Below are 23,556 nucleotides of genomic sequence, written 5' to 3' on the forward strand. Positions count from 1 at the left end.
GGCTTCATCCGTGAAACACTCCAGCGGCACAGTGCTGTCGACCGAACATGTCGACTTGGTCCGAGACGGCCGGTACTTGTTGCAGGACATCAACATTTCGATCGAGCCCGGCCAGCATTGGGTATTGCTGGGGGCTAACGGTGCGGGAAAGAGCACTCTGCTGAGCCTGTTCGGGGCAACTGCGCACCCCACCCGCGGCTCCGTATTCGTTCTGGGCCACAAGTTGGGCCGTGTCGACATGCGTGAGTTGCGGATGGACATCGGGCATGTCAATCCGCGTCATACGATCGGCATTCCGATCACGGTGCGGAACGTCGTGATCACCGGACTCACCAACACCACCGAGTTGATGCCTCGCTGGTCACCAACTCCGGAGCAGGAAGCACACGCCGACGCCTTGATCGACCTGCTTGGCATGAGCCCCCGATCGAATGCACTGTGGCCCAATTTGTCTCAGGGAGAGCGCGGACGCGCACTGATCGCCAGAGCGCTCATGGTCGAGCCACGATTGCTTCTTCTCGACGAGCCCGCCACCGGTCTCGACTTGGCAGCCCGCGAACAGCTGCTGAGCGCGCTGGATGACCTACGTAGTCAAAACCCGTCCCTGGCAAGCATTCTTGTCACCCATCACATCGAAGAAATCCCAAGCACGACAACACATGCACTACTGATCAAGGACGGCGTTGTCACGGCAACCGGACTTGCCGACGATGTGATCACGTCGGAGAACATCAGCGACTGCTTCTCACATCCCATCAAGATCGAACGACGCAATGGACGTTGGAATGCCAGGTCCCACCCTCGCCAACGGAACCAACTGAGCCAACTGATCTGACAGTTCGTCAGATCCGGCGGGCGCCCTGCCCGCCCAAACCGAGTTCGTCTCCCGGATTGAGCAGGTTGCAGGTTTGCAGTGACAAGCACCCGCACCCGATACACCCGGTCAACTCCTCCTGGAGGCGCGCGATCGCCTGTTTACGATCCTCTAGCCGCTGATTCCAGGCTGTCGAGATCTTTGCCCAGTCCTTCTTGTTGGGTGTGCGGCCCTCTGGCAGGGAGGCGAACACTTCCCCGACCTCCGACAACGGAATGCCGAAGCGGACGGCCAACTGGATCAACGTCACTCGCCGTATGGCATGCCGCGGAAACTTTCGCATATTGCCGGCAGTGCGAACGGCAGGAACCAGACCCAGGGTTTCGTAGTACCGCACGGCCGACACCGCAACGCCTGTGCGGGCCGACACCTCGCCGATAGAGAGGAGTTCGTCGCTCTTGCGGATCATCCTCGCCTCCCGTCTGGCGCCCGAAGTTGACCTCAAGCGCACTTGAGACTCTACCTTCATCGACATGCATTCCCCTACTGATGTCTCCGCCGGCACGTGGCGTCAATTACTGAGCGGGCGGCATCTCGGGACCGCTACCGTCCTGGCGGGCGGAGTGGCGCTGTATGCCACGAACGTCTATCTCACGACCAGCTTGCTTCCGACGGCGATCGACGACATCGGCGGGCAACGGTATTACGCCTGGACTGCAACAGTTTTCCTTATTGCCTCAGTCATCTCCTCGATGCTGGTCACCCGAATCCTCGGCGCGAAAGGGCCTAGAGGCGCGTATCTGATTGCGCTTGCGATCTTCGCGTTCGGCACGATCGTCTGTGCGCTCAGTCCGTCGATGGAAATGCTTCTGGTCGGGCGTGCTGTTCAAGGTGCCGGCGGTGGACTGCTTGCGGGTCTCGGTTATGCCGTGATCAACGCCGCCCTACCCAAGCAGTTGTGGACGCGCGCATCGGCACTCGTATCAGCAATGTGGGGTGTCGGCACGTTCGCCGGGCCGGCCATCGGTGGAGTGTTCGCTCAATTCGGCGCTTGGCGCTGGGCATTCGGTGCCTTGGTGGTCGCGACAATCGCGGTTGCCGCGCTCGTCCCCAGCGCGCTGCCGGCACATACTGCAGGCAGCACCACCAGCAGTCCGGTTCCGATTCTCTCGCTGGCCCTGCTGACCGCAGCAGCGCTGTTGGTGAGCGTCGCGGGAATTCTGTCCAACCTTGCGGTGACCGCCACACTGGTTCTTGCGGCAGTGATACTTCTGATTGCTTTTGTCGCAGCAGACCGTCGCGCGAGCCATGGAGTACTCCCGCCGTCGACCTTCACCGCGTCGTCCCTCAAATGGGTGTACCTGACCATCGTCGCCTTGGCCCTGAGCTCGACGGTCGAAACGTTCATTCCGCTGTTCGGTCAGCTCCTCGCCGGTCTGACACCGTTGGCCGCCGGTTTCCTCGGCGCCGCCCTCGCCCTCGGCTGGACCCTCGGCGAAATTCCGAGTGCCTCGGCAACGTCACCTCGCGCTGTCCGCACAATCGTTGTCGGCGGACCTGTTCTGGTCGCATTCGGGCTTGCTCTGACGGCCGCGTTCCTCACCGATCAGGCCGGCGCCGGCGCAATCGCAGCGTGGATCGTCGGACTGGTCATTGCCGGGGCGGGTATCGGCATCGCCTGGCCACACCTGGCTGTCGGTGCGATGAACTCGGTTTCGGAACCAGGCGAAGGCGCAAAAGCCGCCGCGGCGATCAATACCGTGCAATTGATCGCCAACGCGTTCGGCGCCGCTCTCGCCGGAGTTCTGGTGAATCTCGGCGCACCCTCGACTTTGCGTTCCGCACAATTACTCCTGATCACATTTGCCGTCGTAGCCTGTATCGGTGTGGCGATCGCAGCGCGCGCCTTCCCGTCGTCTCGAGGAGATCAACCGTGACCGAATCTCAGTCTGCACAGCCCGGAGACGGTTTCCCGAAAACCAGCGCGCCTGCAACGCGGGCTCTTCTTGCCGCCGGTTACACCGAGTTGTCGCAGCTCGCATCGGTATCCGAATCGGAATTGGCAAAGCTTCACGGAATGGGCCCCAAAGCCCTTCGCATTCTGGGTGAGGCACTCGCCGAACGAGGGTTGTCGTTCGGCGATTGAAGAAGTCTTCACACGACGCTGGCACGCACCTGATTTCCACCCTCACGTTTGGCTTGATACATAGCCGAATCGGCCACCCTGAACAGTGCGGAAACAATCTCGTCCACGGTTTCGTCCACTTCTCGGGGCGCCGTACGAATCGCGATTCCGATACTCGAACTGATTGCCGGTACGTCATTGTCACCACTCATGAATGTGGTGATCCGCGTCGACAGTTTTGCCACCGAATTGAAGGGCGCCCGCTCGAGCACTACAAATTCGTCACCGCCGACTCGAGCGATCAGAGCCGACTGCGACGTCCAGAGCCTGATGCGCAAACCGGTCCTGATAATTGTGTTGTCGCCGATATCGTGTCCGTGGAGATCATTGATCTCCTTGAATCGGTCGAGATCGATCACCACAACCAGAAGTGCATTGTGTTCGTCTATCTGCTCGCCCACGATGTCCGTCGCCCGACGTGAAAGCCCACGTCGATTGAGAAGCCCGGTCAGCGGATCGAATTCCGATGTGGTTGCATCGGAACTGAGCATCGCCAACATGATCTGTGAGACGACGGGAATCACATAGACGGTCGCGAGAGTGACACCTATTTTGGCAATTCCCAATCCTGGATCCGTGTTGTCACCAAACAGCAGCGGCCACCCCGCCATAATCGTGACCAGGGTGGCGAATACCAGGTGCCCGAGCTGCAACGTGGGGTTGTGGAAAAACGCGATGTAGCCACCGATCGAGGCAAAAACCACACAGCACAACAATCGTGCCAGCGGATCGACGTCCGAGAACGACGCCGCCGCGATAGCAATATCGGAGCCGACAACAAAGGTGTAGGACCACAGCCGGGTTGGCGGAAACAGCCACCAAATGAGGGCAGCGATCAGGCAGGTTGCGACCACAATCAGGTTGACGGATCGCCAGAACGAACCTTGCGGTCCCACAGCACTCCACCTCATGAGGACGAGGATCACCCCCATCCCGAACGCAGTTCCGCCAACCAGGATTCGGCAAGCCGACACAAGACCACGGTCTTCGAGGTAACGCATGAAACTCTGATACTGATCGGGCAGACGCCACCACTGCGCGATCAGGTCGATCAACGCTTTCATGACGGAGCCTCGATCATTCGAGGGCAAATCTCTCGCTTCCCCCAGGGTGGCCCACACTTTCCTGATTTCCCCGAAAATTCGGCCATAGCGTGCAGCATAGCCAAAACGGACGGTCCGACCAACACGTTGCGCTTGCAATATCGCCTGGTCAGGCAACTATCCAGCTACGGACCGTCCCGAATCAGACAATAGATCAGTCACCGCATCAAACCGTTAGGAGATTCTCGCCGACTCCGCAGTCGACGACGCGAAGCCGCGGAGTCTACGAGCCAGGGCTATGGCTAATTTGCATTCGGGTGACAATGAATCCGGAACTCGCATCCCGCGCCCCTTCTGGTTGGATGAACACCGGAAGTCGACGCACCTAAGGGGTAGCAACAGTGGTTTCAGATCCCATCTCGGGCCTGCAGATGGAACTCGCCGATATGTGGCAGCGCGGGCGCGCTCGCGCCCGTAAGTACGCGCGGGCCATCCACCCCAAACTCGATCCGGCGCTCTACTCCGTCCTGGTTCTACTGAACCGTTCGAATGCGGTTCCGATGTCGGATCTCATTGCTGCGCTCGATATCGAGAAGTCGACATTGACCAGACAAATCGATTCGGCCGAGCGCCTCGGGCTGGTACAGCGGATCCCCGATCCCGATGACGCCCGGGCAAAGTTGGTTGCCCTGACACCCGAGGCCCGGGAACGTGTGACCACCGTCCAGAATCGTCAGGCCGACGAGTGGCGTGCACGATTGGCGACGTGGGATCCCGAGGACGTCATCGCGCTGACGTCGCTTCTGCATCGACTGGGCAGCATGGAAAACTAATCGCAAAACCGTTGCGTTCTACAACCAACTTAACCTAATGTTGCATGTGTCAACTAACTAAGTGGGGTCGCCGTGGTCACGCATGAAGAAGTCGGATCGATCCGCCTGCAGGAGGCCCCCGCCGCTCCGATGTCGCACCGGCAGAAGATCGAGGCGCTTGTCGGACTTCTCCTCGGAATGTTCGTGGCCTTCCTATCCTCGACCATTGTCTCGAATGCCCTGCCGACCATCATCACCGAACTACACGGAACCCAAGATCAGTACACCTGGGTCGTGACGGCAACTCTTCTGGCTTCCACAGCCACAACGCCCATCTGGGGCAAGTTCTCGGATCTCGTGAGCAAAAAACTGCTGGTTCAACTCTCCATCCTGATCTTCACCATCGGATCCATCCTGGCCGGACTCGCACAATCCGTCGGCATATTGATCGCCTTCCGAGTTGTGCAGGGCCTGGGACTCGGCGGCTTGCAGGCACTGGTCATCATCGTGATCGCAGCCATGTTCAGTCCTCGCGAACGTGGCCGATACCAAGGTCCGATCGCAGCCGTCATGTCGATTGCCACCATCGCCGGTCCACTCATCGGCGGCGTCATCGTAGATACCAGTTGGCTAGGGTGGCGCTGGACCTTCTTCGTCTGCGTCCCGTTGGCAGTGATCGCACTGATAGTCGTACAGCGCACCCTCAATCTTCCTGTAGTACGCAGAAAGGTCAAGATCGACTACGCCGGTGCGACTCTCATCGCCGGCGGCGTAAGCACACTCCTCATCTGGGTGACTTTGGCGGGCAAGAACTTCGAGTGGTCCTCCGGTATGTCGTTCTTCCTGTGCGGTCTCGGAATCGTGCTTATCGCCGCGGCAGTCTGGGTCGAGAGCGTGGTGGAGGAACCCATCATTCCCCTGCGGCTTTTCCGTGACCGCACCACCTCGCTCGCGACCTTCGCCAGCATCACCGTCGGTGTTGCCATCTTCGGCGGCGCGGTATTCCTCGGACAGTACTTTCAGATCGCACGCGGTTACTCACCCACTGTCGCAGGGCTTCTGACACTTCCGATGGTGATCGGATCCACCCTGTCGTCCAGTATCTCCGGCTCACTCATCACCAAGTTCGGTCGATGGAAGATCTTCCTCGTTGCCGGCGCGAGCACGATGACACTCGGATTCTTCCTGCTCGCCACCATCGACCACGCCACCTCAGTCGTCTGGATCGGCGTGTTTTTGTTCATCGCAGGCACCGGCATGGGCATGGTGATGCAAAATCTTGTTCTCGCAGTGCAGAATACGGTCGATGCGAGCGATCTCGGAGCGGCCAGTTCAACCATCACATTCTTCCGCTCGCTCGGCGGGGCAGCCGGAGTCTCGATCCTCGGCGCCGTTCTGTCGACACACGTGGCACATCTGACTGCTCAGGGCTTGAGCGCAATCGGCGTCGACGCAACGGGAGGCGCCGGGCTGTCCAATCTCAATGAACTGCCCGACGCCCTTGCCGACGTCGTCCGCATCGCGTACGGCGACGCCACCGCACGCCTGTTTCTGATTGCCGGAATTCTGGGGCTGCTCAGCCTTGTTGCCGTCGCCTTCATCAAGGAACGTGCTCTGCGCGCCCAGAGCGGTGACGAGCAACTGCTGGCCGAAGCAGAGTTGATCAAGTCGCAGCAATAACGCCGGCGACAAGCATTCTGCCTGCCACCGCAACCCTGAAGTCGATCATCGCCCGCTCGACATGGTTGGCGCTCGACACCACGACAACGCCGGTTGCTCCGCGGTCGGCCAAGATCTGCGAGGTGAACTGCGCGTTCTGCACTGTCGAACCCGATCGGCCTTCCTCGGTTATGCGGCCCGGGTGAACGCCATTGGCCACCAGCCAATCCCGCATAGCCCTGGCTTCGGTGACACCCGACTTGGGCGCACCGCCGCTGGTGATGATCGGTGCGGCTGGATACCTCTGCGCGAGGTACAAGGCAGCTTGCAGACGGTCGACCAACATATCTCGCATGGTGCCGTCGTCGAATAGCCCAGCGCCGAGCACAACGATGTTGGTTCCGACCGGATTCAGATCGAGGAGAAGCGGCGACCGCCTGGTCAACGTCTCTGCGCCCGTGCAGAACACGATCAATTCACGAATGGTGGTTTGACACCCACCAACTGTGGACAGAACGCCGTTGACCAGGGTAACGGGCGTGACATCAGCGCTGGCTGTTGCCGGCGAGAGTCCTACTCCTGCTACCGCAACCAACGAGGCTGCAACAATTCCTCTCAACACCGATTTACGCACAGTGACCATCAAATTGGACCCCCTGAAATGTCGGATGTCCGGTCACGGTAACGAGAATTTTGTCTTATTTACCCGTTTTGGCAGGATTGTTATTCAGGAAAGATCCTGGATCAACCGTCAGTTCCAGTCGATCTTGACCGCCGAGAGCATCGAACGGAGCAGGTCCGGCAGCTGCGCGATCATGCCCTGACCCGCAATCCGTTGAGATACCGGGGCGGCCAACGTCTCGCGCCACAGGACCGGTTGATCGTTCATGAGATCGCGGTAGACGGGAAGCAATTGGTTGGTGATGTATATCCAGCGCCCGTCTCGATCCGCCCAGTTGAAGTCCGGCAACGGAGTCGCGATTCTTGCTGCGCCAACCTGGAACTCGAGCGAATCGGACTCACGCGGTGGGATTACACCCGGCATCGACGGCGACGCGGCAAACGTGGTCAAATACGTCAGCGCCCGACCGACGCTTCCGCGATAGTTCTTTGCCTCGTCCCATTGATCGCCGACGGATTGGTACTGCTCACGCCGAAGCAGTCGCACATTACCGTCGAACACCGCTTCCGGATTACCGGATGCAATGTTGCGCCAGGCAATTCGCGCATTTTCGTCGAGCAGGCCGGCCCGGTCCAGTTCGCCTATCCCGTCCGCCCCGTTGTGTATCCACGCCATATGCATGGGGATGAGATCCGAGAAAATGTGTTTGCTCATGGCAATTACCTTGCCCTGAAACCACATCACATCCTCAGGTCGAATTTCGTGCCCCACCTGGAGCAACGCCTGGAGGTCTTCGGGCGCTGCCATCGATTGCGCGATGGGTGTGCCGACACGATCGAGTTCGCGCCACACCACGGCCATAGCGTCGCTGATCGCTCTGATGTTCAGCACGACCCGCCCGAAATCCACGTCGAGTAGTCCCGCTGCAAAAGCCGGACCAACCATCCCACCCATTCCAGCCCACTGTAATTCACTGTGTTCGAGTTGGAGGCGCTCGTAGAACGCAAAGGTATTGGTCAGGTTGCCGAGATTTGCGTGAACACCGTCGAACGGAGTCCAGGAGGCAAGGTCGATTCCCGCGGATTCCGTTCCGACTGCAAGCCAATACTGCTTCAGCAATACCTGATACCGCCGCGGATCCACCCCTGCCGATCTGGCCTCGTCGAGCAGGACACGAAGTTTCGCGGAATCGGCGGGCAGAGTCGGATGAAGCCCACCTGCGGCTTCGGCATCGGCGTTGACCGCGGCGAGATCGAGGTACCGATCCACCTCGCGCGCCGAAGCAGTTGTTCCTACCGCCATCGCGCTGCCAAGTGCAACCGAGCCCACCATAACGGTGCGGGCAAAATCTCTGCGCGTCAAAGACTTTCGGATCATCTACTTACTCTCTGCTTCATCGAATTCCGCAGCCAGCCAGGCGACGTCCTGCATCCCGAGCTGATCGGTAACCGTCTTGTACAGGTTGGTGACATAGTCGAGAGGCCCACACGGCGAAGGAATCAGATCGACGTCACCACCGTCGGCGCGATACGTATCCGCCAATTCCTGCGCCTCACTGAAGGGCACGAGAAAATCGTCTTCACAGGACGAGATAAGCAACTTCGACTTCGGTGCCTGCTTGCCCAAGGTGTTGTCCTCGTAGGCGGCCGCCAGCGCCGGAATGGTTCGGGGCGCGGGGTTGGTCAACAGAACATCGAACGGAACGAACGGAAGCGCCAAATACAGTGCTTGACAAGATGTCCGAAAAGCCGCAGCAACGTCGCGGCCAACCGGAGTGAAGTGATCGTCCAGCTTGATCTCCGGATACCCGGCATCAAAACCGAGGACGGACGAGAAGACAAACCCGGAACCGATGCCGCCGGCTGCAGTTGCCTCGAACGTTGCCGGATCGATCATCATCGCCTGGATCGCACTGGCCGTCACGTTCAGCTCTGGCGCGTAGGTATGGGCCTGCTCCGCCGCAAAGCCCGCCGCGACACCGCCACCGGCAACTCCGTAGATGCCAACCGGTGTATCGGATGCCAATCCGGCCTCGGGAAGCGCCAGCGCCGCTCGTACACCGTCGAGGGTGGCCTTGCCCGAGAACTGACCGACGGAGAACGGGTGCGGCGAGGTATCCCCGTCGTTTCCGACATCGCTCATCATGACGGCCCAACCGCGTCCGAACATCTCCGCAACGGGTCCGAGTGCCGAGAACATGGCCGGGTCGCTCTGATTTCCACCGGTCCACTGGTGACTGGGAGCACAGTTTGCCCCGAGGCTGTCGTTCGCCTCTGCATACCCGATGATCTTGCGATCAGCGGGAGCGGTGCCGTCCTCGGGAATCATCAGGATTCCGGTGCTGATCACCCGACGTCCGAAATGATCGGTTGTCGTGTACATGAGTTGGTAGGCACTGACCGCGTCGGGACGCACCTGATAGACCTGGACACTCACAGGGCGGGCTTTCAGAAGGATCCCCGGCGCTGTGTCGCCGCTGAGCTCCGGTTCGTCGAACCACGGATCGTCCGACGCGAGTCCCAGTGGAGTGAACTCCCCCGAGATCTCACCACCCTGGAGAGCTCGCACAACCAGCGGATTGAAGACCTCGGACAGGTCGGCGGCCTCCTGCGCCCCGGCCGGTGACCCCGCCGCGATCAGGGCAGCTGCCAGGACAGATGCAGCGCCGACGCACACTGCTCGTCGTCGTGACGTCGAGTTCACCATCGCCCACGCTTCCTTACTTCCGAGTAATATTGTCCGTTACATAACCATTGACCGGCACGAACCGACAAGTCGCACTGCGTTCCCCTGCCCAATTGCACAATCACGCCTAGGCTGACGACACCTATCCGGCACGTCTGGCTTGGGAGGTTTTACGAGTGAGTGTTCCGACCCGCGTACCGCACGCCGGTGCCGATTCAACACGGTCACGCCCACGCCCGTCGAACGTCACGTGCAAGATTCTGATGGCAGTGACGGGGCTGATCTTTGCGGCATTCGTGGTCGTCCACATGATCGGCAATCTGAAGGTGTACACCGGCGCCGAACACTTCGACGACTATGCACACTGGCTACGAACCGTCTTCGAACCGTTCCTTCCCTACGAAGGATTGCTCTGGATTCTCCGCAGCGTTCTACTGGTCTCCCTGATCGCCCATGTGTGGTGCGCGTGGCTTCTCACCCTTCGCGCGCGCAGAGCCCGAGGACCGTTCCGCCGCAAGGGGTTAGGACTTTCGTCGTTCACCGCCCGGACAATGCCGGTGACCGGAGCAGTTCTCCTGCTGTTCATCGTCTTTCACATCCTCGACCTCACAACCGGCACCCGCCCGATCGGCAGCACCGAATACGAAGCGGCCACCCGATCGCAGAGTTACGCCTACGACAATCTCGTTGCCAGCTTCGAACGCCCCGCTGTCGCTGCCTTCTACATCCTCGCGATGGCCCTGCTCGCTATGCATCTGGCCCACGGATTATGGAGTGCCGTCAATGATCTCGGTGTGACCGGTCAGCGGTTCCGCCAAGTTGCGGTCGCGCTCGCCGGCATCATCGCACTGGTTGTCATGGTGGGAAACATGTCGATCCCCATCGCCGTTCTCACCGGACTCGTCTCGAAAACAGGAGCGTGATCAGATGAGCAGCTTCGACGCCGACGACCTGCGAACCATCGGTACCCCGATTGAAGGTAATGTACCGCCGGGAGATCCGTCGAGAGCCTGGCCGAACCGCAAACTCGACTACAAACTCGTCAGCCCACTCAATCGCCGCAAGTTCACGGTCATCGTTGTCGGTACCGGACTCGCCGGCGCGGCCTGTGCCGCATCGCTCGGCGAATTGGGTTATCACGTAGAGTCGTTCACGTTCCACGATGCACCGAGACGCGCACATAGCGTCGCCGCTCAAGGCGGCATCAACGCAGCCCGCGCCCGCAAGGTCGACAACGACAGCCTCGATCGATTTGTCAAGGACACCGTGAAGGGCGGCGACTTCCGTGGACGCGAGGCGGACTGCTTCCGGCTAGCCGAGGAATCCGTGCGGGTGATCGACCATATGAATGCCATCGGCGCTCCGTTTGCACGCGAATACGGCGGCACGTTGGCCACCCGATCGTTTGGTGGCGTCCAGGTTTCGCGCACGTACTACACGCGTGGGCAGACGGGCCAGCAGTTGCAGATAGCATCGTCGCAGGCACTGCAACGACAAATCGCTGCCGGCACCGTGAACCTGCATACCCGCACCGAGATGCTCGATCTCATCGTCGCAGACGGACGCGCCCAGGGCATTGTGACGCGCGACCTCGTGACCGGCGAAATCAGGTCCACCACAGGACATGCGGTTGTCCTCGCGTCGGGTGGTTACGGCACGGTCTTCCACAAATCGACTCTTGCCAAGAACTCCAACGCCACTGCCGCGTGGCGAGCGCACCGGCGCGGCGCATTGATGGCGTCTCCGTCCTTCATTCAGTTCCATCCCACCGCACTTCCCGTCAATTCCGAGTGGCAGTCCAAGACCATCCTGATGAGCGAGTCGCTCCGCAACGACGGCCGCATCTGGGTACCAGCACAACCGGGAGACAGTCGCGAACCCGGAGACATCCCCGATAGCGAGCGCGACTACTACCTCGAACGCAAGTACCCCGCCTTCGGCAATCTCTCACCCCGCGATGTTTCCTCGCGTGCCGCCCGCGAGCAGATCGATACCGGTCATGGCGTCGGCCCACTGAAAAACAGTGTGTACCTGGATTTTCGAGATGCGCTCGCGCGATTGGGTCGAAAGACCATCGAAGAGCGGTACGGAAACCTCTTCTCGATGTATCGCGATGCCACCAGTGAGGATCCCTATACAGTGCCGATGCGTATTGCACCGGGCGCGCATTTCACCATGGGTGGCCTCTGGAACGACTACGACCAGATGACGTCGATCCCAGGCCTGTTTGTCGGTGGCGAAGCCGGCTGGGGGTACCACGGAGCAAACAGGCTCGGCGCCAATTCCCTGCTCTCCGCCTGCGTCGACGGGTGGTTCACCCTTCCCTATGCAATTCCGAACTACCTTGCACCCCTGCTCGGTACTCCCGAACTCAGCCTCGACGACGAGGCGGTGGTGTCGACGCTCAACGACGTACGAGGACGAGTCGAACTCCTGTTGTCTGTAGGTGGCAAGCACGGCCCCGACAGATTCCATCGCCGACTCGGCGAGATCCTGTATGCGGGTTGCGGAGTCACCCGTTCGGCAGAAGGGTTGACAAAGGCCATTACGGAGATCCGGGAACTGCGCGGCGAATTCTGGTCGGACCTGCGGGTTGTGGGAACCGGAAACCAGTTCAACCAGGAACTCGAACGGGCTGGGCGGGTTTCTGATTTTCTCGAACTCGCCGAACTGATGTGCGTCGACGCGCTCGACCGGGACGAATCATGCGGAGCACATTTTCGTGCCGAGCACCAGACGTCGGATGGTGAAGCACTACGCGACGACGATCGCTGGTGCTTTGTCTCGGCCTGGGAAACCGCCAAGGACGGTCGGCACATCCGTCACGACGAACCGTTGTCCTTCACCGCTGTTCCGCTGCAAACGAGGAACTACGCATGAAAATCACTGTGGACGTGTGGCGCCAGAATGGACCTGAATCTTCCGGCGCCTTCGATACTTATCAGGTTGACGACGCGAGCGTCGAGATGTCGCTGCTCGAACTTCTCGATCGACTCAATGATCAACTCGTCGAAGAGGGCAAGAGCCCCATCGCGTTCGATTCCGATTGCCGCGAAGGTATTTGCGGTTCGTGCGGTTTCACCGTCAACAACACCCCGCACGGGCCGGTGGCCAACACGCCGACGTGCCGCCAGCATCTTCGTAGTTTCTCGGACGGTGATCGAATTGTTTTGGAGCCGTTCCGTTCTGCGGCGTTTCCGGTGGTACGGGATCTGGTGGTCGACCGGTCGGCTATGGATCGCGTTCTCGAGGCCGGTGGCTATGTTTCCGTCAACGCCGGCACGGCACCTGACGCCGACAGTCAACCGCTCTCCCATCAGAATGCCGAAGCCGCGCTGGACTTTGCGGCCTGCATCGGATGCGGCGCCTGTGTTGCCGCGTGCCCCAACGGAGCGGCCCATCTGTTCACGGGTTCCAAACTCACCCATCTGTCGCTGGTAACGCAGGGTCGCAACGAAAGAGGCAAGCGCGCCCGCGCGATGTCCGATCAGATGGAAGCCGACTTCGGGCCGTGCTCGACCTACGGCGAATGCGCAAAGGTGTGTCCAGCCGAGATCCCGTTGACGGCAATCGCCGCCGTCAACAAGGAATCCATGCGGTTCAGCTTGCGCCGCAAGGACAACTGATCACCAGGCACCGATCACTTTCATCCACGCGCCACCGATGATCGTCCAGATGAGGATGAGCACAACGCTCATGACAAACCCGATTCGGAACCACTCGGAGGTCTTGATGTACCCGGAGCCGTAGACAACTCCGGCGGGTCCGGACGCGTAGTGCGAGATACCGCCGAACAGGCTGCCGATGAATCCGAACACCAAGGCCGAGAACAGTGGTGGAGCGCCCGTGGCAACCGCTGCGCCGAGGAACACGGCGTACATCGCGACGATCTGCGCCGTGTTGGAAGCAAACAGGTAGTGCGCGTAGAAGTAGACCAGTGTGAGAATCGCGAATGCCCAGATCCACGGCAGCCCGTCGACACTGGACGAGACCTGGCCGCCGATCCACGCGATCACGCCCAACTCTTCGAGATGACCTGCCATACCCACCAATACAGCGAAGAAGACCAGCGTCTGCCATGCTCCTTTATCCGTCACCAGGTTGTTCCAGCTGAGCACCTTCGTGACAAGGAGGATCGCGATGCCGACAAACGCCGTGGTGGTGGCGTTGACGTTGAGTTGTGTACCCAGGCACCAGAGCACAAGCAGCAGAATGAACGTTGCGGCCATGATCTTCTCGTCGCGGCTCACGGGACCGGCCTTGCGTAGTTCGTCCCTGGCCTGCTCCGGAGCTTGGGGGGTTTTCAGCATGGTCGGCGGGAAGATCTTGGACATCACCCACGGGATCGCGATCAAGCTGGCAATTCCCGGCACCGAAGCCGCCAATGCCCATTTACCCCAAGATATCTCGATACCTAGCTTGGCGGCCGCGTCGACGGCTACCGGATTACCGGCCATGGCGGTGATGAACATGGCCGAGGTGACCACGTTGACCTGAAGTGAGGTGAGCAGCAGATACGCGCCGAGCTTCTTCCGGGATTCCTCCGGTTCCGGATTGGAATCCTCGAGTTTGCTCAGCGAGACGATGATCGGATACACCACGCCGCCCGCTCTCGCGGTATTCGACGGTGTTGCCGGTGCAAGAATCAGATCGGTCAGCGCCATCCCGTAAGACAGTCCAAGACTTGACTTTCCGAGTTTCGTGACGAACATCAACGCGATCCGTTTACCCAGACCGGTGACCAGAAAACCTTCGGCAATGAAGAACGAGGCCACAATCAGCCAGATCGTGGTGTTACTGAAGCCGGCCAGCGCCTCCGAAGGCGTCTCCGTCTGTGTGATCATCGCAATCGACAAGCCGACGAGGGCAACTGATCCGGTGGGCAGCGGTTGCAGGATCAACGCGACGATCGTGCCGACGAAGATGCCGAGCATCTGCATACCTTTGGGATCGACACCATCCGGCACAGGCAGGAAGAAGATGATCAAACCGAGGATCACGGGCACCGCAGCGGGGTAGTACCGCTTCATCATCGACGGTTCGGGTTCAACTACAACATCGGTGTGCTCGGATTTGGCCTCGGACATTTGCATCTCCTCGACTTGTCGCCTGACGGTGATTGTCCCCCACTTGCCCGAATTTCGTGCAGTCAATCGCCACAACACCTCTCGACATGTCCCGGCGCGCAGGCAATTATCGAAGTTACCTATTGTCGACGACCGGGAGACCGCATGCGCTCACAACGAATCACGACCAACCTCAAAGTTCCCGATGTAGAGACGGCTAAGAGTTTCTACGCCGACTTCCTCGGCCTGAGCACCGAGGAGTTCAACATGGGTTGGGTGGCACGCTTCGCGTCTCCCGACTCCGATGCGCATGTACAACTCGTCACGCATGATGCGACCTCCCCTGAGGACTCGGTCATCTCCGTCCACACCGACGACGTCGACGGCGCGTACGACGAAGCCCGGAAACTCGGATACGAGATCGTGCACCCACTGACAACCGAAGTGTGGGGTGTGCGCCGGTTCCTGGTCCGGGCCCCGGACGGCAACGTGGTCAACATCGTGGCTCATCGGGACTGACACCGGGACCGTTCGACGTTTTAGGTCATTTGACCTAGAGTTGGCTGCATGACCGACACACTGCGCCACGACCCAGACGGCGCCATCCTCGTAGCTGGTGGATACGGAACCGTCGGCAGCGCGCTGACCGCCCTGCTTGCACCTGACTTTTTGCTACTCCTGACCGGACGTACCCCCGAGAAGGGCGCCGAGTTGGCCCGCCGGCACGGAGCTTCGGTCCGCCGCTGGGACCTCACCGATCCGACGCCTTTCGACGCCTCGGCACGTGCGGTCGTGTCGACCGTCAACGATCCACACGATCGTGTGTTGACTGCCGCGGTCCAAGCGGGAATACCGTACGTGGACATCACCCGCTGGACTACGAGGGTAGCCCGCGCAGCCACGTTGGCAAGCCAGATGTCGCCCACCGCAACGGTTTACCTGTCGTCCGGCTGGATGGGCGGTGTCACCAACATCGTTGCCGCCGCGCTCGCGGAAGAGCTCGGCGGCGCCGAGCTGATCGACGTCTCGATTCGCTACGACGTCAACGACATTGCCGGCCTCGACTCCGTCGAGTTCATGGACCGTCTCGGTCAGGACTTCGAGGTTATGCAGAACGGAAATCCGATCACCGTCAGCCCCTTGACGGATACCCGCTGGGTGGATTTCCCGGGATCGCGCACCAAAGTCGGAAGGATCGATACTCCCGAGCAATTCACGTTTCCCATGACCCTGAACGTCGACACTGCAAGCACTCGAATCGGTTTCAGCTCGAATGCTTCCACGACAGCACTGCTTGCCGCCAAGAAGGTCGGTCTGTTTCGGTGGGGACGCGGAGAACGCTTCACCTCGCTACGACGCGGCTTGCTGTACTCACCCGGCACAGGCGGTAGCGCTCAGGTACGAGTCGACGTCACCGGTGCCAACGGTGCTACAAGCGCAACAATTGTCGATCCGCAAGGCCAGGCGCATCTCACAGCAGTAGGCGGTGCACTCGCAGTGCGGCACGTCCTGAGCGACGACGCACGTCCCGGAGTTGCTTTCCCCGAATCAGTTCCGAATCCGGGCCACGCTATCTCCGAGCTGGAGAATCTCGGCGTGGCAGTATTGCGGACATGACCCCGACCAAGGGCGCCATTCGCGCGGCAGCACTACTCGACGCTGCAGAACAGGTACTGACGACGCAGGGCAACGCAAACGCGGCCATGCGAGACTTTGCCGCCGCGGCCGGTGTGCGGGTGGGGCACCTGCAGCACTACTACCCCACCCGTGCCGACCTGATCCGCGCCGTCATGGCGCGCGCGTTGACCCGTTCGCTCGACCGGCTGGCCGCCGTGACGGACACACAGCAGACCGTGTCCCGCGAGGAATCCGAGCAGTTCGTCAGAATCCTGCTCGGCGAACAGGACGATCCTGCCACTGTTCGGCTGTACGTCGAGGTGTGGGCGTTATCCGCCGCCGACGAAGAAGTCTCCGTTGTGGTCCGAGATTTCTACGCGCAGTACATCGCGCACGTGGAGCGGGTTGTCGTGTGCACACAACCAGATCTTGATGCGGCGGGGCGAACAGCAACGGCGCAGACGATTGTCAGCCTGCTCGAAGGTTCTGCGGTTCTCCGCTCGGGAATCGCGGGCCGCAAGTCCGAGGATTCGGACCGGGCACTGGTGAGCACGCTGCAGTACCTGATTCACGGGTCCTGACGCGGACGTATCGTAAAGCCCATGAGCGTTGCAGACGAATGGGGTCGAATCACCACCTGGTGCCGCACACACGCACCGGTGACGGCTGCCGCGTTTCAACCAGGACTCAGCGACAGCATCATCGACGAGTTCGAGGCGTCGACCGGTGTTTCCTGGCCCCAGGATCTGCGTGACCTCTATCGAGTCCAGAACGGCAGCCTGACTCACGACGACAGGACCGGACTCTTTCTCGGAAGCGTTCTTCCCGACAAGTTCTTGTACCCCATCGACGTCGCGACGGAGGTTCGTCTCACGCTGCTCGAAACGTGGGACGAGACGATCTACGAGAATCCCGACCTCTATCCCGCAGACGAAATGGATCGACGCGATCGGGACGATGCAGGTACTGCTGCAAACATGTTCATTCCGACGTTCATTCCCTTCGCCGGACTGGACGAGTACCACTTTTTCGTGGACACACGGGGCGGTGCCCTGCACCATTGCGTCACCGAATACGCCTCGGACGGGACCGACAACGGCGGACCGATCTGGGCGTCTGTCTCGGTCATGCTGGCGGCCCACGCCACCGCACTCGAGACGGGCGATACCATCGGAGTGTGGAAACCCGTTGTGAGCAAGGGAGTTCTGGAATGGGAAGTTGACGCATGACGCCAGCGGGCGGTCCGACGCGTCGTACACTCGCCGACGGTCGACACATCTTCTACTTCGACGACGCGGGCACCACCCACACGCGGACCGCCCGCGATCTACGCGAACTACCCTCCGCCACAAACGAGTCGCAGATGCGCTACGACGTACTGACCGGCGAGTGGATCACGATGGCGTCGCATCGTATGACGCGAACGCACCTGCCCACCACAGCCGAATGCCCGCTCTGCCCCACCACTCTAGCCGGCGCGCCCACCGAGATACCCGAGGCGAACTACGACGTCGCAGTGTTCGAGAACCGGTTTCCCAGTTTTGCGCCCGCGCAAGACGAATTATTGTCCGCCAACCGCTTCGGGCCCGATGATCGGCGCGCGGTCGGCCATTGCGAGGTGATGTGCTTCTCGAGCGATCACACCGCGTCGGTGGGCGAACTACCTGCCGAACGCCTGCGCACTATCGTCGGCGCGTGGATCTCGCGGACCGAGGAGTTGTCGGCGGATCCGTCGGTGGAGCAGGTGTTCTGCTTCGAGAACCGCGGAGAAGAGATCGGTGTGACTCTCACTCATCCCCACGGCCAAATCTACGCCTACCCCTACGTCACACCGCGAACCCAGGCAATACTGGCTCAGGCGGACAAGCACTTTCAGAGCACCGGACGCTCACTCCTCGCGGACGTCCTGGCCTTCGAACGACAAGACGGCGCCCGGGTGGTGTACTCCGGGAAGCATTGGAGTGCCTACGTCCCGGCCGCCGCGCGCTGGCCCATCGAGATTCATCTGGCACCACACCGCGATGTTCCCGACCTCCCGTCACTGAATACCGAAGAGCGCGAAGAGCTTGCGCAGGTCTATCAAGACCTACTCCAGCGTATCGACAGCTTCTACCCGGGAATCGACCGCGTGCCGTACATAGCGGCGTGGCATCAGGCCCCGATCCGCATCGACCGGCACCTCGGGCGGTTGCACCTGCAGTTGTTCTCGATCCTGCGTGCACCCGGCAAGCTCAAGTATCTCGCCGGGTCCGAATCGGCGATGGGCGCCTGGATCAGCGACACGGTGCCGGAGGCAGTTGCGACCCGCCTACGTGAGCTCGCCTGATGAGTTCCGTATCGAAAGATTCTGTACTCCATCAGTTCCACAACGCGTACGGATATCAGGCAACCGGCGTGTGGTCGGCGCCGGGCCGCGTCAATCTGATCGGCGAGCACACCGATTACAACAGCGGGTTATGTCTGCCCGTCGCTCTCGAGCAGCGGACGCTGGTAGCAGTTGCCCTGCGCGACGACCAGACAGTTCGCATACACAGCAGGCAGTCCGACGAGACATATGTGGGAGCCGTCGGCGAGATCGGAGCAGGCTGGGCGGCTTATCCCACAGCAGTCCTGTGGTCACTCGCCCGCGAAGGCATGACCGTTGCCGGCCTCGATCTGGTCATCGACTCGTCGGTTCCGGTAGGGGCAGGTCTGTCCAGTTCAGCGGCCCTGACCTGTTCGGTTGCACTGGCGGTCAATGATCTTCAGGGCGCAAGCCTTACCCGGGATCAGCTGGTGCAGGTGTGTATTCGAGCGGAGAACGACGGCGTCGGCGCACCGACCGGCGGCATGGATCAAACCATCGCGATGTTCGCCAAGCCGTCGACCGCCCTGTTACTCGACTGCCAGGACGGATCTATCGAACACATTCCCTTCGACCTCCGCGATGCCGGATTCGAACTCTTGGTCATCGACACGCGCGTGAAACACTCACTTGCGGACGGACAGTACGGGCTGCGCCGCACCCAATGCACAGATGCCGCAGCGGTTCTCGGCATCACCAGTCTACGAGAAGCCACCGCGGAGCAGGCTGAATCCCTGAGCGATCCGATACTCCGGGCGCGGGCACGGCATGTGGTTACAGAAATCAACCGAACGTTGTCGGCCGCAGAACTTCTGCGCATCAGAAGATTCGGCGACATGGGTTCACTGCTGAACAGCTCCCACGCTTCGCTGCGCGATGACTTCGAAGTCTCGTGCAATGAACTCGACGTCGCGGTCACCGCTGCCCGACTCGGCGGCGCTGTGGCTGCCCGGATGACCGGCGGCGGATTCGGCGGATCAGCCATCGCACTGATGCCGGCGGGGAAGTCCGCCGCTGTCACCGCATCCATCTGCGAGGCCTTTACAGCGCGAACCTGGCAACCGCCCCGTTTTCTTCACGTCGCCCCGGGCGGTTCGGCCACCCGCCTTTGAGCTCGAGATCCCCCTCACATAAATAGTCATCTCAGATGCGAATTATGTAGATTCAGGTCATGCAACTGACGCAGTTCACCGACCTGGGATTGCGCGTCGTCATGCGGCTTGCCGTACTCGACGCCGACGCCTCCCCCAGTACGCGGGTAATTGCCGAGCAGCTCAACGTGTCGTACGCCCACGCAACCAAAGTGGTCACACGACTCGGCGAACTGGGCATAGTCAACACCAGACGCGGGCGCGGCGGCGGGCTCTCCATCACCGAACTGGGTCGGACCGCCACCATCGGCTGGCTCGCCAGACGCCTCGAAGGGCCCGGAGAGGTTGTGGACTGCGAAGGCGACAAACCGTGCCCTCTGCGCGGCGGATGCCTCCTGCGGAGTGCACTCCACGACGCGCAAGAGGCATTTTTTGCCTCACTCGACGGAGTCACGATCGAAGACGTGACGCGCCAACCGTCCAAAAATGTTCTGCTTCGCCTCACCACTCGGAGCGACGAAGCAGGCTGAACAACCGAATTTCGACCGAACGGAGCATCTCATGCTTTCCAGTGCGTCAACCGAGGTCATTCGCGCCACCCTCCCCGTGGTCGGCGCCGCCATCGGAGAAATCACAACGCTGTTCTACCGCAAGATGTTCGAGGCCCAGCCCGAACTCGAACGTGATTTGTTCAACCGTGGTAATCAAAAGCAAGGCGAACAGCAGAAAGCCCTCGCCGGAGCGATCGCCGCCTTCGCGACACTCCAGCTCGAACCCGACAGCGCCAAGGTCGATCTGATCCTTTCGCGTATCGCCCACAAGCACGCGTCGCTGGGAATCACCCCGGACCAATATGTAATTGTGCACGAGCACCTCTTCGCCGCAATCGTCGAAATACTCGGCGATGCAGTCACTCCCGATGTCGCGAAGGCGTGGGACGAGGTCTACTGGCTGATGGCGGAAACGTTGATCACCATGGAGCGTGGGCTCTATCAGCTCGCCGGAGTCGAACCCGGAGACGTCTGGCGGACGGTGCGAATCACCGAACGCGTATTGCAGTCTGCCGATACCGTGTCACTGACACTCACGTCACTCGACGGCAGCATTCTCCCCACATTCGCTCCCGGACAGTATCTTTCAGTCGGGGTAGTCCTCCCCGACGGCGCTCGGCAAATCCGGCAATACAGCCTCTGTTCCGTGCCGAGTAGTGCCGACTGGCGCATCAGCGTGAAGAGGATTTCGGGCACGCCCGACGGCGAAGTATCGAACTTCCTCTACAACAACGCTTTCGAAGATTCCGAACTGTCGGTAACCACGCCGTTCGGCGATCTGATGATGCCGGAGGACGATTCGCCGCTCCTGCTCGCGTCTGCCGGAATCGGATGCACGCCGATGATCGGCATGCTCAATCATCTCGTAGATACCGGCGCTCAGCGCTCGGTGTCGGTAATTCACGCGGATCGCTCCATCGCTGATCACGCTCACCGAGCTGAACTCAGCGAGCTGGTCGGCAAGATCCCGGCCGCAACACTGCACCGCTGGTACGAAGACCTCGGTTCGTTAGCACCCCTCGGCGCTGTTCACGAAGGACGTGCCGATCTGCGTGAGATCGAACTCGAGCCGAACACACAGGCATTCCTCTGCGGCCCGATGCCGTTCATGCTGTCCATGCGCGAATCGTTGATAGCACGCGATGTTCCGGCGCAGAATATCCACTACGAGGTCTTCGGGCCGGACAGCTGGGCAAATATCTGAAGTGACGGCCGGCTAGCCCACCACCGGAAGCTGCAGCGGGCCTGAGGCGTCGGCAAAGATCGTCACCGGCATCCCGGCCAGACCGCCCCGGAAGCTGATGTCTCCCCCTGTGATCGCAAGTCGCACAGCATGACCGGGTTCGAAACGATGGACAATCGCGGGCATGGTCACCGGCACCGGTTGCGACGGATCACTGATCCTGATCGGCGCGATCAAACCGTTGATCAACGTCGAGGTTCCGTCGGGCGCCACGTCGTACACCTTGGCGAACACCACCGGTTGGCCGGGCGCCGCGACCCGCAACGTGACAGTCGGCGAACCGACAACGTCCATTGTGTCGGTCATCGGAGCCGAGGTCCACAAGGCCTCGGTTCCGGGGATCTGCACATTCGGAATATTGCCTGCCGGAGAGATATTGAGCGGTTCGATGCCAGTCGGAAGACCCGCTGGAGCGGTGACTACGGTGTTCGCTCCGGGTACCGGCGGTACACCGCCTGGCAGCAGTGCGCCATCCGCGGAGAGATGGAAGTCCCGGTTGCTGCCGACATTCACGGTATTCGACGTCGCATAGGCCGGCGCAGCATTTCCCTCGTAGTCGATCCAATTACGGAAGTAAGCAAATTCCGGCCCGGTTTCGGTGTTCTCCTCCCGAAGATAGTGGTCGAACCAGTCGAGGAATCGGCCTGTTTCGTACTGAGTTTCTGCGTCCGGAGCACTGAAGCTGAATTCGCCTGGCGCAGCAGCCAAGTGACTGTGCCCCCACGAATGCCAGATCATCTTCACATCCACACCACGGCTTTTCAGCGCTTCATAGGTGGCCGTCGCCTCGTTCAAATCGAACAGAGTGTCCTGCTGCCCCTGCGCGAGCAACACCGGGATCTTGATCTGATCAATGTAGGACGCGACCGACGACGCCCGCAGATCCGCGACTATCTTCGGACCCACTTCACCTGTAACCACCGCCTGCGCAATGGCATTGCACATGTACGACACGTAGTTCGGGCAACCCTCGAGCCGCGCGGGATCGGCGACATACCCGTCGACACCAGGATTCGTGACTCCCAATCCGAACAGCAACGACGCGAACAGCACCTTGGACGCACCGGGTTCCACCGTCGATACGCCGGTGACGATGCCAGTACTGTTGGGCGCCAACGAATACGACAGATCGTTCCACGTGATCATCGGGATGATCGTGTCGATGCGCGGATCGACACTGGCAGCGGCAAACTGAATACCGCCACCGTACGATCCGCCCGACATACCGACGCGAGGATCGTTGATCGACGGCGCTCCGTTGTGGTCCACCGAGTCTCGAACCACCACGTCTAGAGCCGGAAATGGTTGCGTCAGACCAGGATCAGTGAAAGCAATTCCTTCGCTGCCGCCAAGGAAGCTGACCAACTGTGACGCGGCGATGCCGTCGTATGCGGGAGCATCGAGGGTGATCTTGCAGGTGGTTCCGCCGAAGCCGAGGCCTGAATACGTAAGACCCACGTACCCGTTCTCGGCAAGAAATTGCACCATCGGTATCTGGTCTTTGTACGATCCGCCAAAACCATTGGTGGTCAGGATCGCCGGCGCCCGATTTCCGGCACTGACGCCGTCAGGGATGGTCAGCTCGCCGACAACCGTGCACTGCGTTGCCCGATCGGGGCCGACCTGAACCGAAAAGTACAGAAGCTGCGACGAATACGTCCTGTTTGCGAGCGCGGGCGGCGCGAAGCCGAAGGCGCAAACCACTAACGTGACGATACTGATTACCAGTCTCCGGCGCACCCGCATACCGTACACCCGGAACTGTTTCCGGGCCGGTTATTTACGGCAAAACTCATCCCTCCCAACAGAGCGAAAGTACCTTTC

The 23,556-nt window shown here is 60.7% G+C and carries 23 protein-coding genes; 16 read left to right on the plus strand and 7 right to left on the minus strand.

Annotated elements, in window-relative coordinates; genetic code table 11:
- Positions 1–10: 10 nt before the first annotated feature.
- Positions 11–835 (plus strand): ABC transporter ATP-binding protein, encoded by an 825-nt coding sequence (locus EEB13_RS28750; RefSeq protein WP_095887352.1) that lies wholly within the window; start codon positions 11–13, stop codon positions 833–835.
- Positions 836–842: 7 nt separating this feature from the next.
- Here the strand turns inward: EEB13_RS28750 and soxR are convergent, their stop codons facing one another.
- Positions 843–1,283: a redox-sensitive transcriptional activator SoxR gene (gene soxR, locus EEB13_RS28755; RefSeq protein WP_033233647.1), complete on the minus strand. Its 441-nt coding sequence runs from the start codon at positions 1,281–1,283 to the stop codon at positions 843–845.
- 64 nt (positions 1,284–1,347) lie between these two features.
- Between soxR and EEB13_RS28760 the strand changes: the two genes are divergently transcribed.
- Positions 1,348–2,751, plus strand: a complete 1,404-nt coding sequence (locus EEB13_RS28760) for an MFS transporter (RefSeq protein ID WP_141486826.1) — start codon at positions 1,348–1,350, stop codon at positions 2,749–2,751.
- Entirely contained in the window at positions 2,748–2,960 is a 213-nt protein-coding gene (locus EEB13_RS28765) for a DNA-binding protein (protein ID WP_033233649.1), read from the plus strand. The genes EEB13_RS28760 and EEB13_RS28765 overlap by 4 nt, the downstream gene beginning before the upstream one ends.
- A gap of 8 nt (positions 2,961–2,968) precedes the next feature.
- Here the strand turns inward: EEB13_RS28765 and EEB13_RS28770 are convergent, their stop codons facing one another.
- Positions 2,969–4,063 carry a GGDEF domain-containing protein gene (locus EEB13_RS28770; protein ID WP_141486827.1) on the minus strand — a complete coding sequence of 365 codons (1,095 nt, stop codon included), beginning with the start codon at positions 4,061–4,063 and terminating at the stop codon, positions 2,969–2,971.
- A gap of 380 nt (positions 4,064–4,443) precedes the next feature.
- Between EEB13_RS28770 and EEB13_RS28775 the strand changes: the two genes are divergently transcribed.
- The gene (locus EEB13_RS28775; protein WP_033233651.1) at positions 4,444–4,875 is read left to right on the plus strand and encodes a MarR family winged helix-turn-helix transcriptional regulator; all 432 of its coding nucleotides are present in this window, start codon (positions 4,444–4,446) and stop codon (positions 4,873–4,875) included.
- Positions 4,876–5,004: 129 nt separating this feature from the next.
- Positions 5,005–6,534 (plus strand): MFS transporter, encoded by a 1,530-nt coding sequence (locus EEB13_RS28780; protein WP_141486904.1) that lies wholly within the window; start codon positions 5,005–5,007, stop codon positions 6,532–6,534.
- On the opposite strand, the gene EEB13_RS28785 is transcribed toward EEB13_RS28780, so the two are convergent.
- The 3 genes from EEB13_RS28785 to EEB13_RS28795 form a co-directional block, all read right to left on the minus strand.
- Positions 6,518–7,156 (minus strand): YdcF family protein, encoded by a 639-nt coding sequence (locus tag EEB13_RS28785; RefSeq protein WP_033233652.1) that lies wholly within the window; start codon positions 7,154–7,156, stop codon positions 6,518–6,520. The two genes, EEB13_RS28780 and EEB13_RS28785, sit on opposite strands and share 17 nt — an antisense overlap.
- A 108-nt stretch (positions 7,157–7,264) precedes the next feature.
- Entirely contained in the window at positions 7,265–8,512 is a 1,248-nt protein-coding gene (locus EEB13_RS28790) for a Tat pathway signal protein (protein ID WP_141486828.1), read from the minus strand.
- Entirely contained in the window at positions 8,513–9,841 is a 1,329-nt protein-coding gene (locus EEB13_RS28795; protein WP_141486829.1) for a lipase family protein, read from the minus strand.
- Between the two features lie 155 nt (positions 9,842–9,996).
- On the opposite strand from EEB13_RS28795, the gene EEB13_RS28800 reads away from it, so the two are divergent.
- Genes EEB13_RS28800 through EEB13_RS28810 form a run of 3 tightly spaced genes read left to right on the plus strand, consistent with a single transcriptional unit; the run spans position 9,997 to position 13,446 of the window.
- Positions 9,997–10,743 (plus strand): succinate dehydrogenase cytochrome b subunit, encoded by a 747-nt coding sequence (locus EEB13_RS28800; protein WP_261984670.1) that lies wholly within the window; start codon positions 9,997–9,999, stop codon positions 10,741–10,743.
- Positions 10,744–10,747: 4 nt separating this feature from the next.
- Entirely contained in the window at positions 10,748–12,700 is a 1,953-nt protein-coding gene (locus EEB13_RS28805; RefSeq protein ID WP_141486830.1) for a fumarate reductase/succinate dehydrogenase flavoprotein subunit, read from the plus strand.
- The gene (locus tag EEB13_RS28810; RefSeq protein ID WP_141486831.1) at positions 12,697–13,446 is read left to right on the plus strand and encodes a succinate dehydrogenase/fumarate reductase iron-sulfur subunit; all 750 of its coding nucleotides are present in this window, start codon (positions 12,697–12,699) and stop codon (positions 13,444–13,446) included. Before EEB13_RS28805 ends, EEB13_RS28810 begins: the two co-directional genes overlap by 4 nt.
- Here the strand turns inward: EEB13_RS28810 and EEB13_RS28815 are convergent, their stop codons facing one another.
- The gene (locus tag EEB13_RS28815; RefSeq protein WP_033233866.1) at positions 13,447–14,907 is read right to left on the minus strand and encodes an anion permease; all 1,461 of its coding nucleotides are present in this window, start codon (positions 14,905–14,907) and stop codon (positions 13,447–13,449) included.
- Between the two features lie 144 nt (positions 14,908–15,051).
- On the opposite strand from EEB13_RS28815, the gene EEB13_RS28820 reads away from it, so the two are divergent.
- From EEB13_RS28820 to EEB13_RS28855, 8 genes are read left to right on the plus strand one after another with little or no spacing between them, the layout of a single operon-like run.
- On the plus strand, positions 15,052–15,405 hold the full coding sequence (locus EEB13_RS28820; protein WP_033233658.1) for a VOC family protein: 354 nt from the start codon (positions 15,052–15,054) through the stop codon (positions 15,403–15,405).
- A gap of 48 nt (positions 15,406–15,453) precedes the next feature.
- The gene (locus EEB13_RS28825; protein WP_141486832.1) at positions 15,454–16,503 is read left to right on the plus strand and encodes a saccharopine dehydrogenase family protein; all 1,050 of its coding nucleotides are present in this window, start codon (positions 15,454–15,456) and stop codon (positions 16,501–16,503) included.
- Positions 16,500–17,084: a TetR/AcrR family transcriptional regulator gene (locus tag EEB13_RS28830; protein ID WP_033233660.1), complete on the plus strand. Its 585-nt coding sequence runs from the start codon at positions 16,500–16,502 to the stop codon at positions 17,082–17,084. Before EEB13_RS28825 ends, EEB13_RS28830 begins: the two co-directional genes overlap by 4 nt.
- Before the next feature lie 21 nt (positions 17,085–17,105).
- Positions 17,106–17,732, plus strand: coding sequence for an SMI1/KNR4 family protein (locus EEB13_RS28835; RefSeq protein ID WP_033233661.1), 627 nt, complete (start codon positions 17,106–17,108; stop codon positions 17,730–17,732).
- Positions 17,729–18,829, plus strand: a complete 1,101-nt coding sequence (galT, locus tag EEB13_RS28840; protein ID WP_141486833.1) for a galactose-1-phosphate uridylyltransferase — start codon at positions 17,729–17,731, stop codon at positions 18,827–18,829. Before EEB13_RS28835 ends, galT begins: the two co-directional genes overlap by 4 nt.
- A complete protein-coding gene (gene galK / locus EEB13_RS28845) occupies positions 18,829–19,959 on the plus strand; it encodes a galactokinase (protein WP_095887357.1) in 1,131 nt (376 codons plus the stop codon). Before galT ends, galK begins: the two co-directional genes overlap by 1 nt.
- A 59-nt stretch (positions 19,960–20,018) precedes the next feature.
- On the plus strand, positions 20,019–20,468 hold the full coding sequence (locus tag EEB13_RS28850; protein WP_092804572.1) for an RrF2 family transcriptional regulator: 450 nt from the start codon (positions 20,019–20,021) through the stop codon (positions 20,466–20,468).
- A 31-nt stretch (positions 20,469–20,499) separates the two neighbouring features.
- The gene (locus EEB13_RS28855; RefSeq protein WP_141486834.1) at positions 20,500–21,693 is read left to right on the plus strand and encodes a globin domain-containing protein; all 1,194 of its coding nucleotides are present in this window, start codon (positions 20,500–20,502) and stop codon (positions 21,691–21,693) included.
- 12 nt (positions 21,694–21,705) lie between these two features.
- Here the strand turns inward: EEB13_RS28855 and EEB13_RS28860 are convergent, their stop codons facing one another.
- Positions 21,706–23,487: a CocE/NonD family hydrolase gene (locus tag EEB13_RS28860; protein WP_141486835.1), complete on the minus strand. Its 1,782-nt coding sequence runs from the start codon at positions 23,485–23,487 to the stop codon at positions 21,706–21,708.
- Positions 23,488–23,556: the final 69 nt, after the last annotated feature.

The sequence above is a fragment of the Rhodococcus sp. WS3 genome (assembly GCF_003797085.1).
Taxonomy (GTDB): Bacteria; Actinomycetota; Actinomycetes; order Mycobacteriales; family Mycobacteriaceae; genus Rhodococcus_F; species Rhodococcus_F globerula.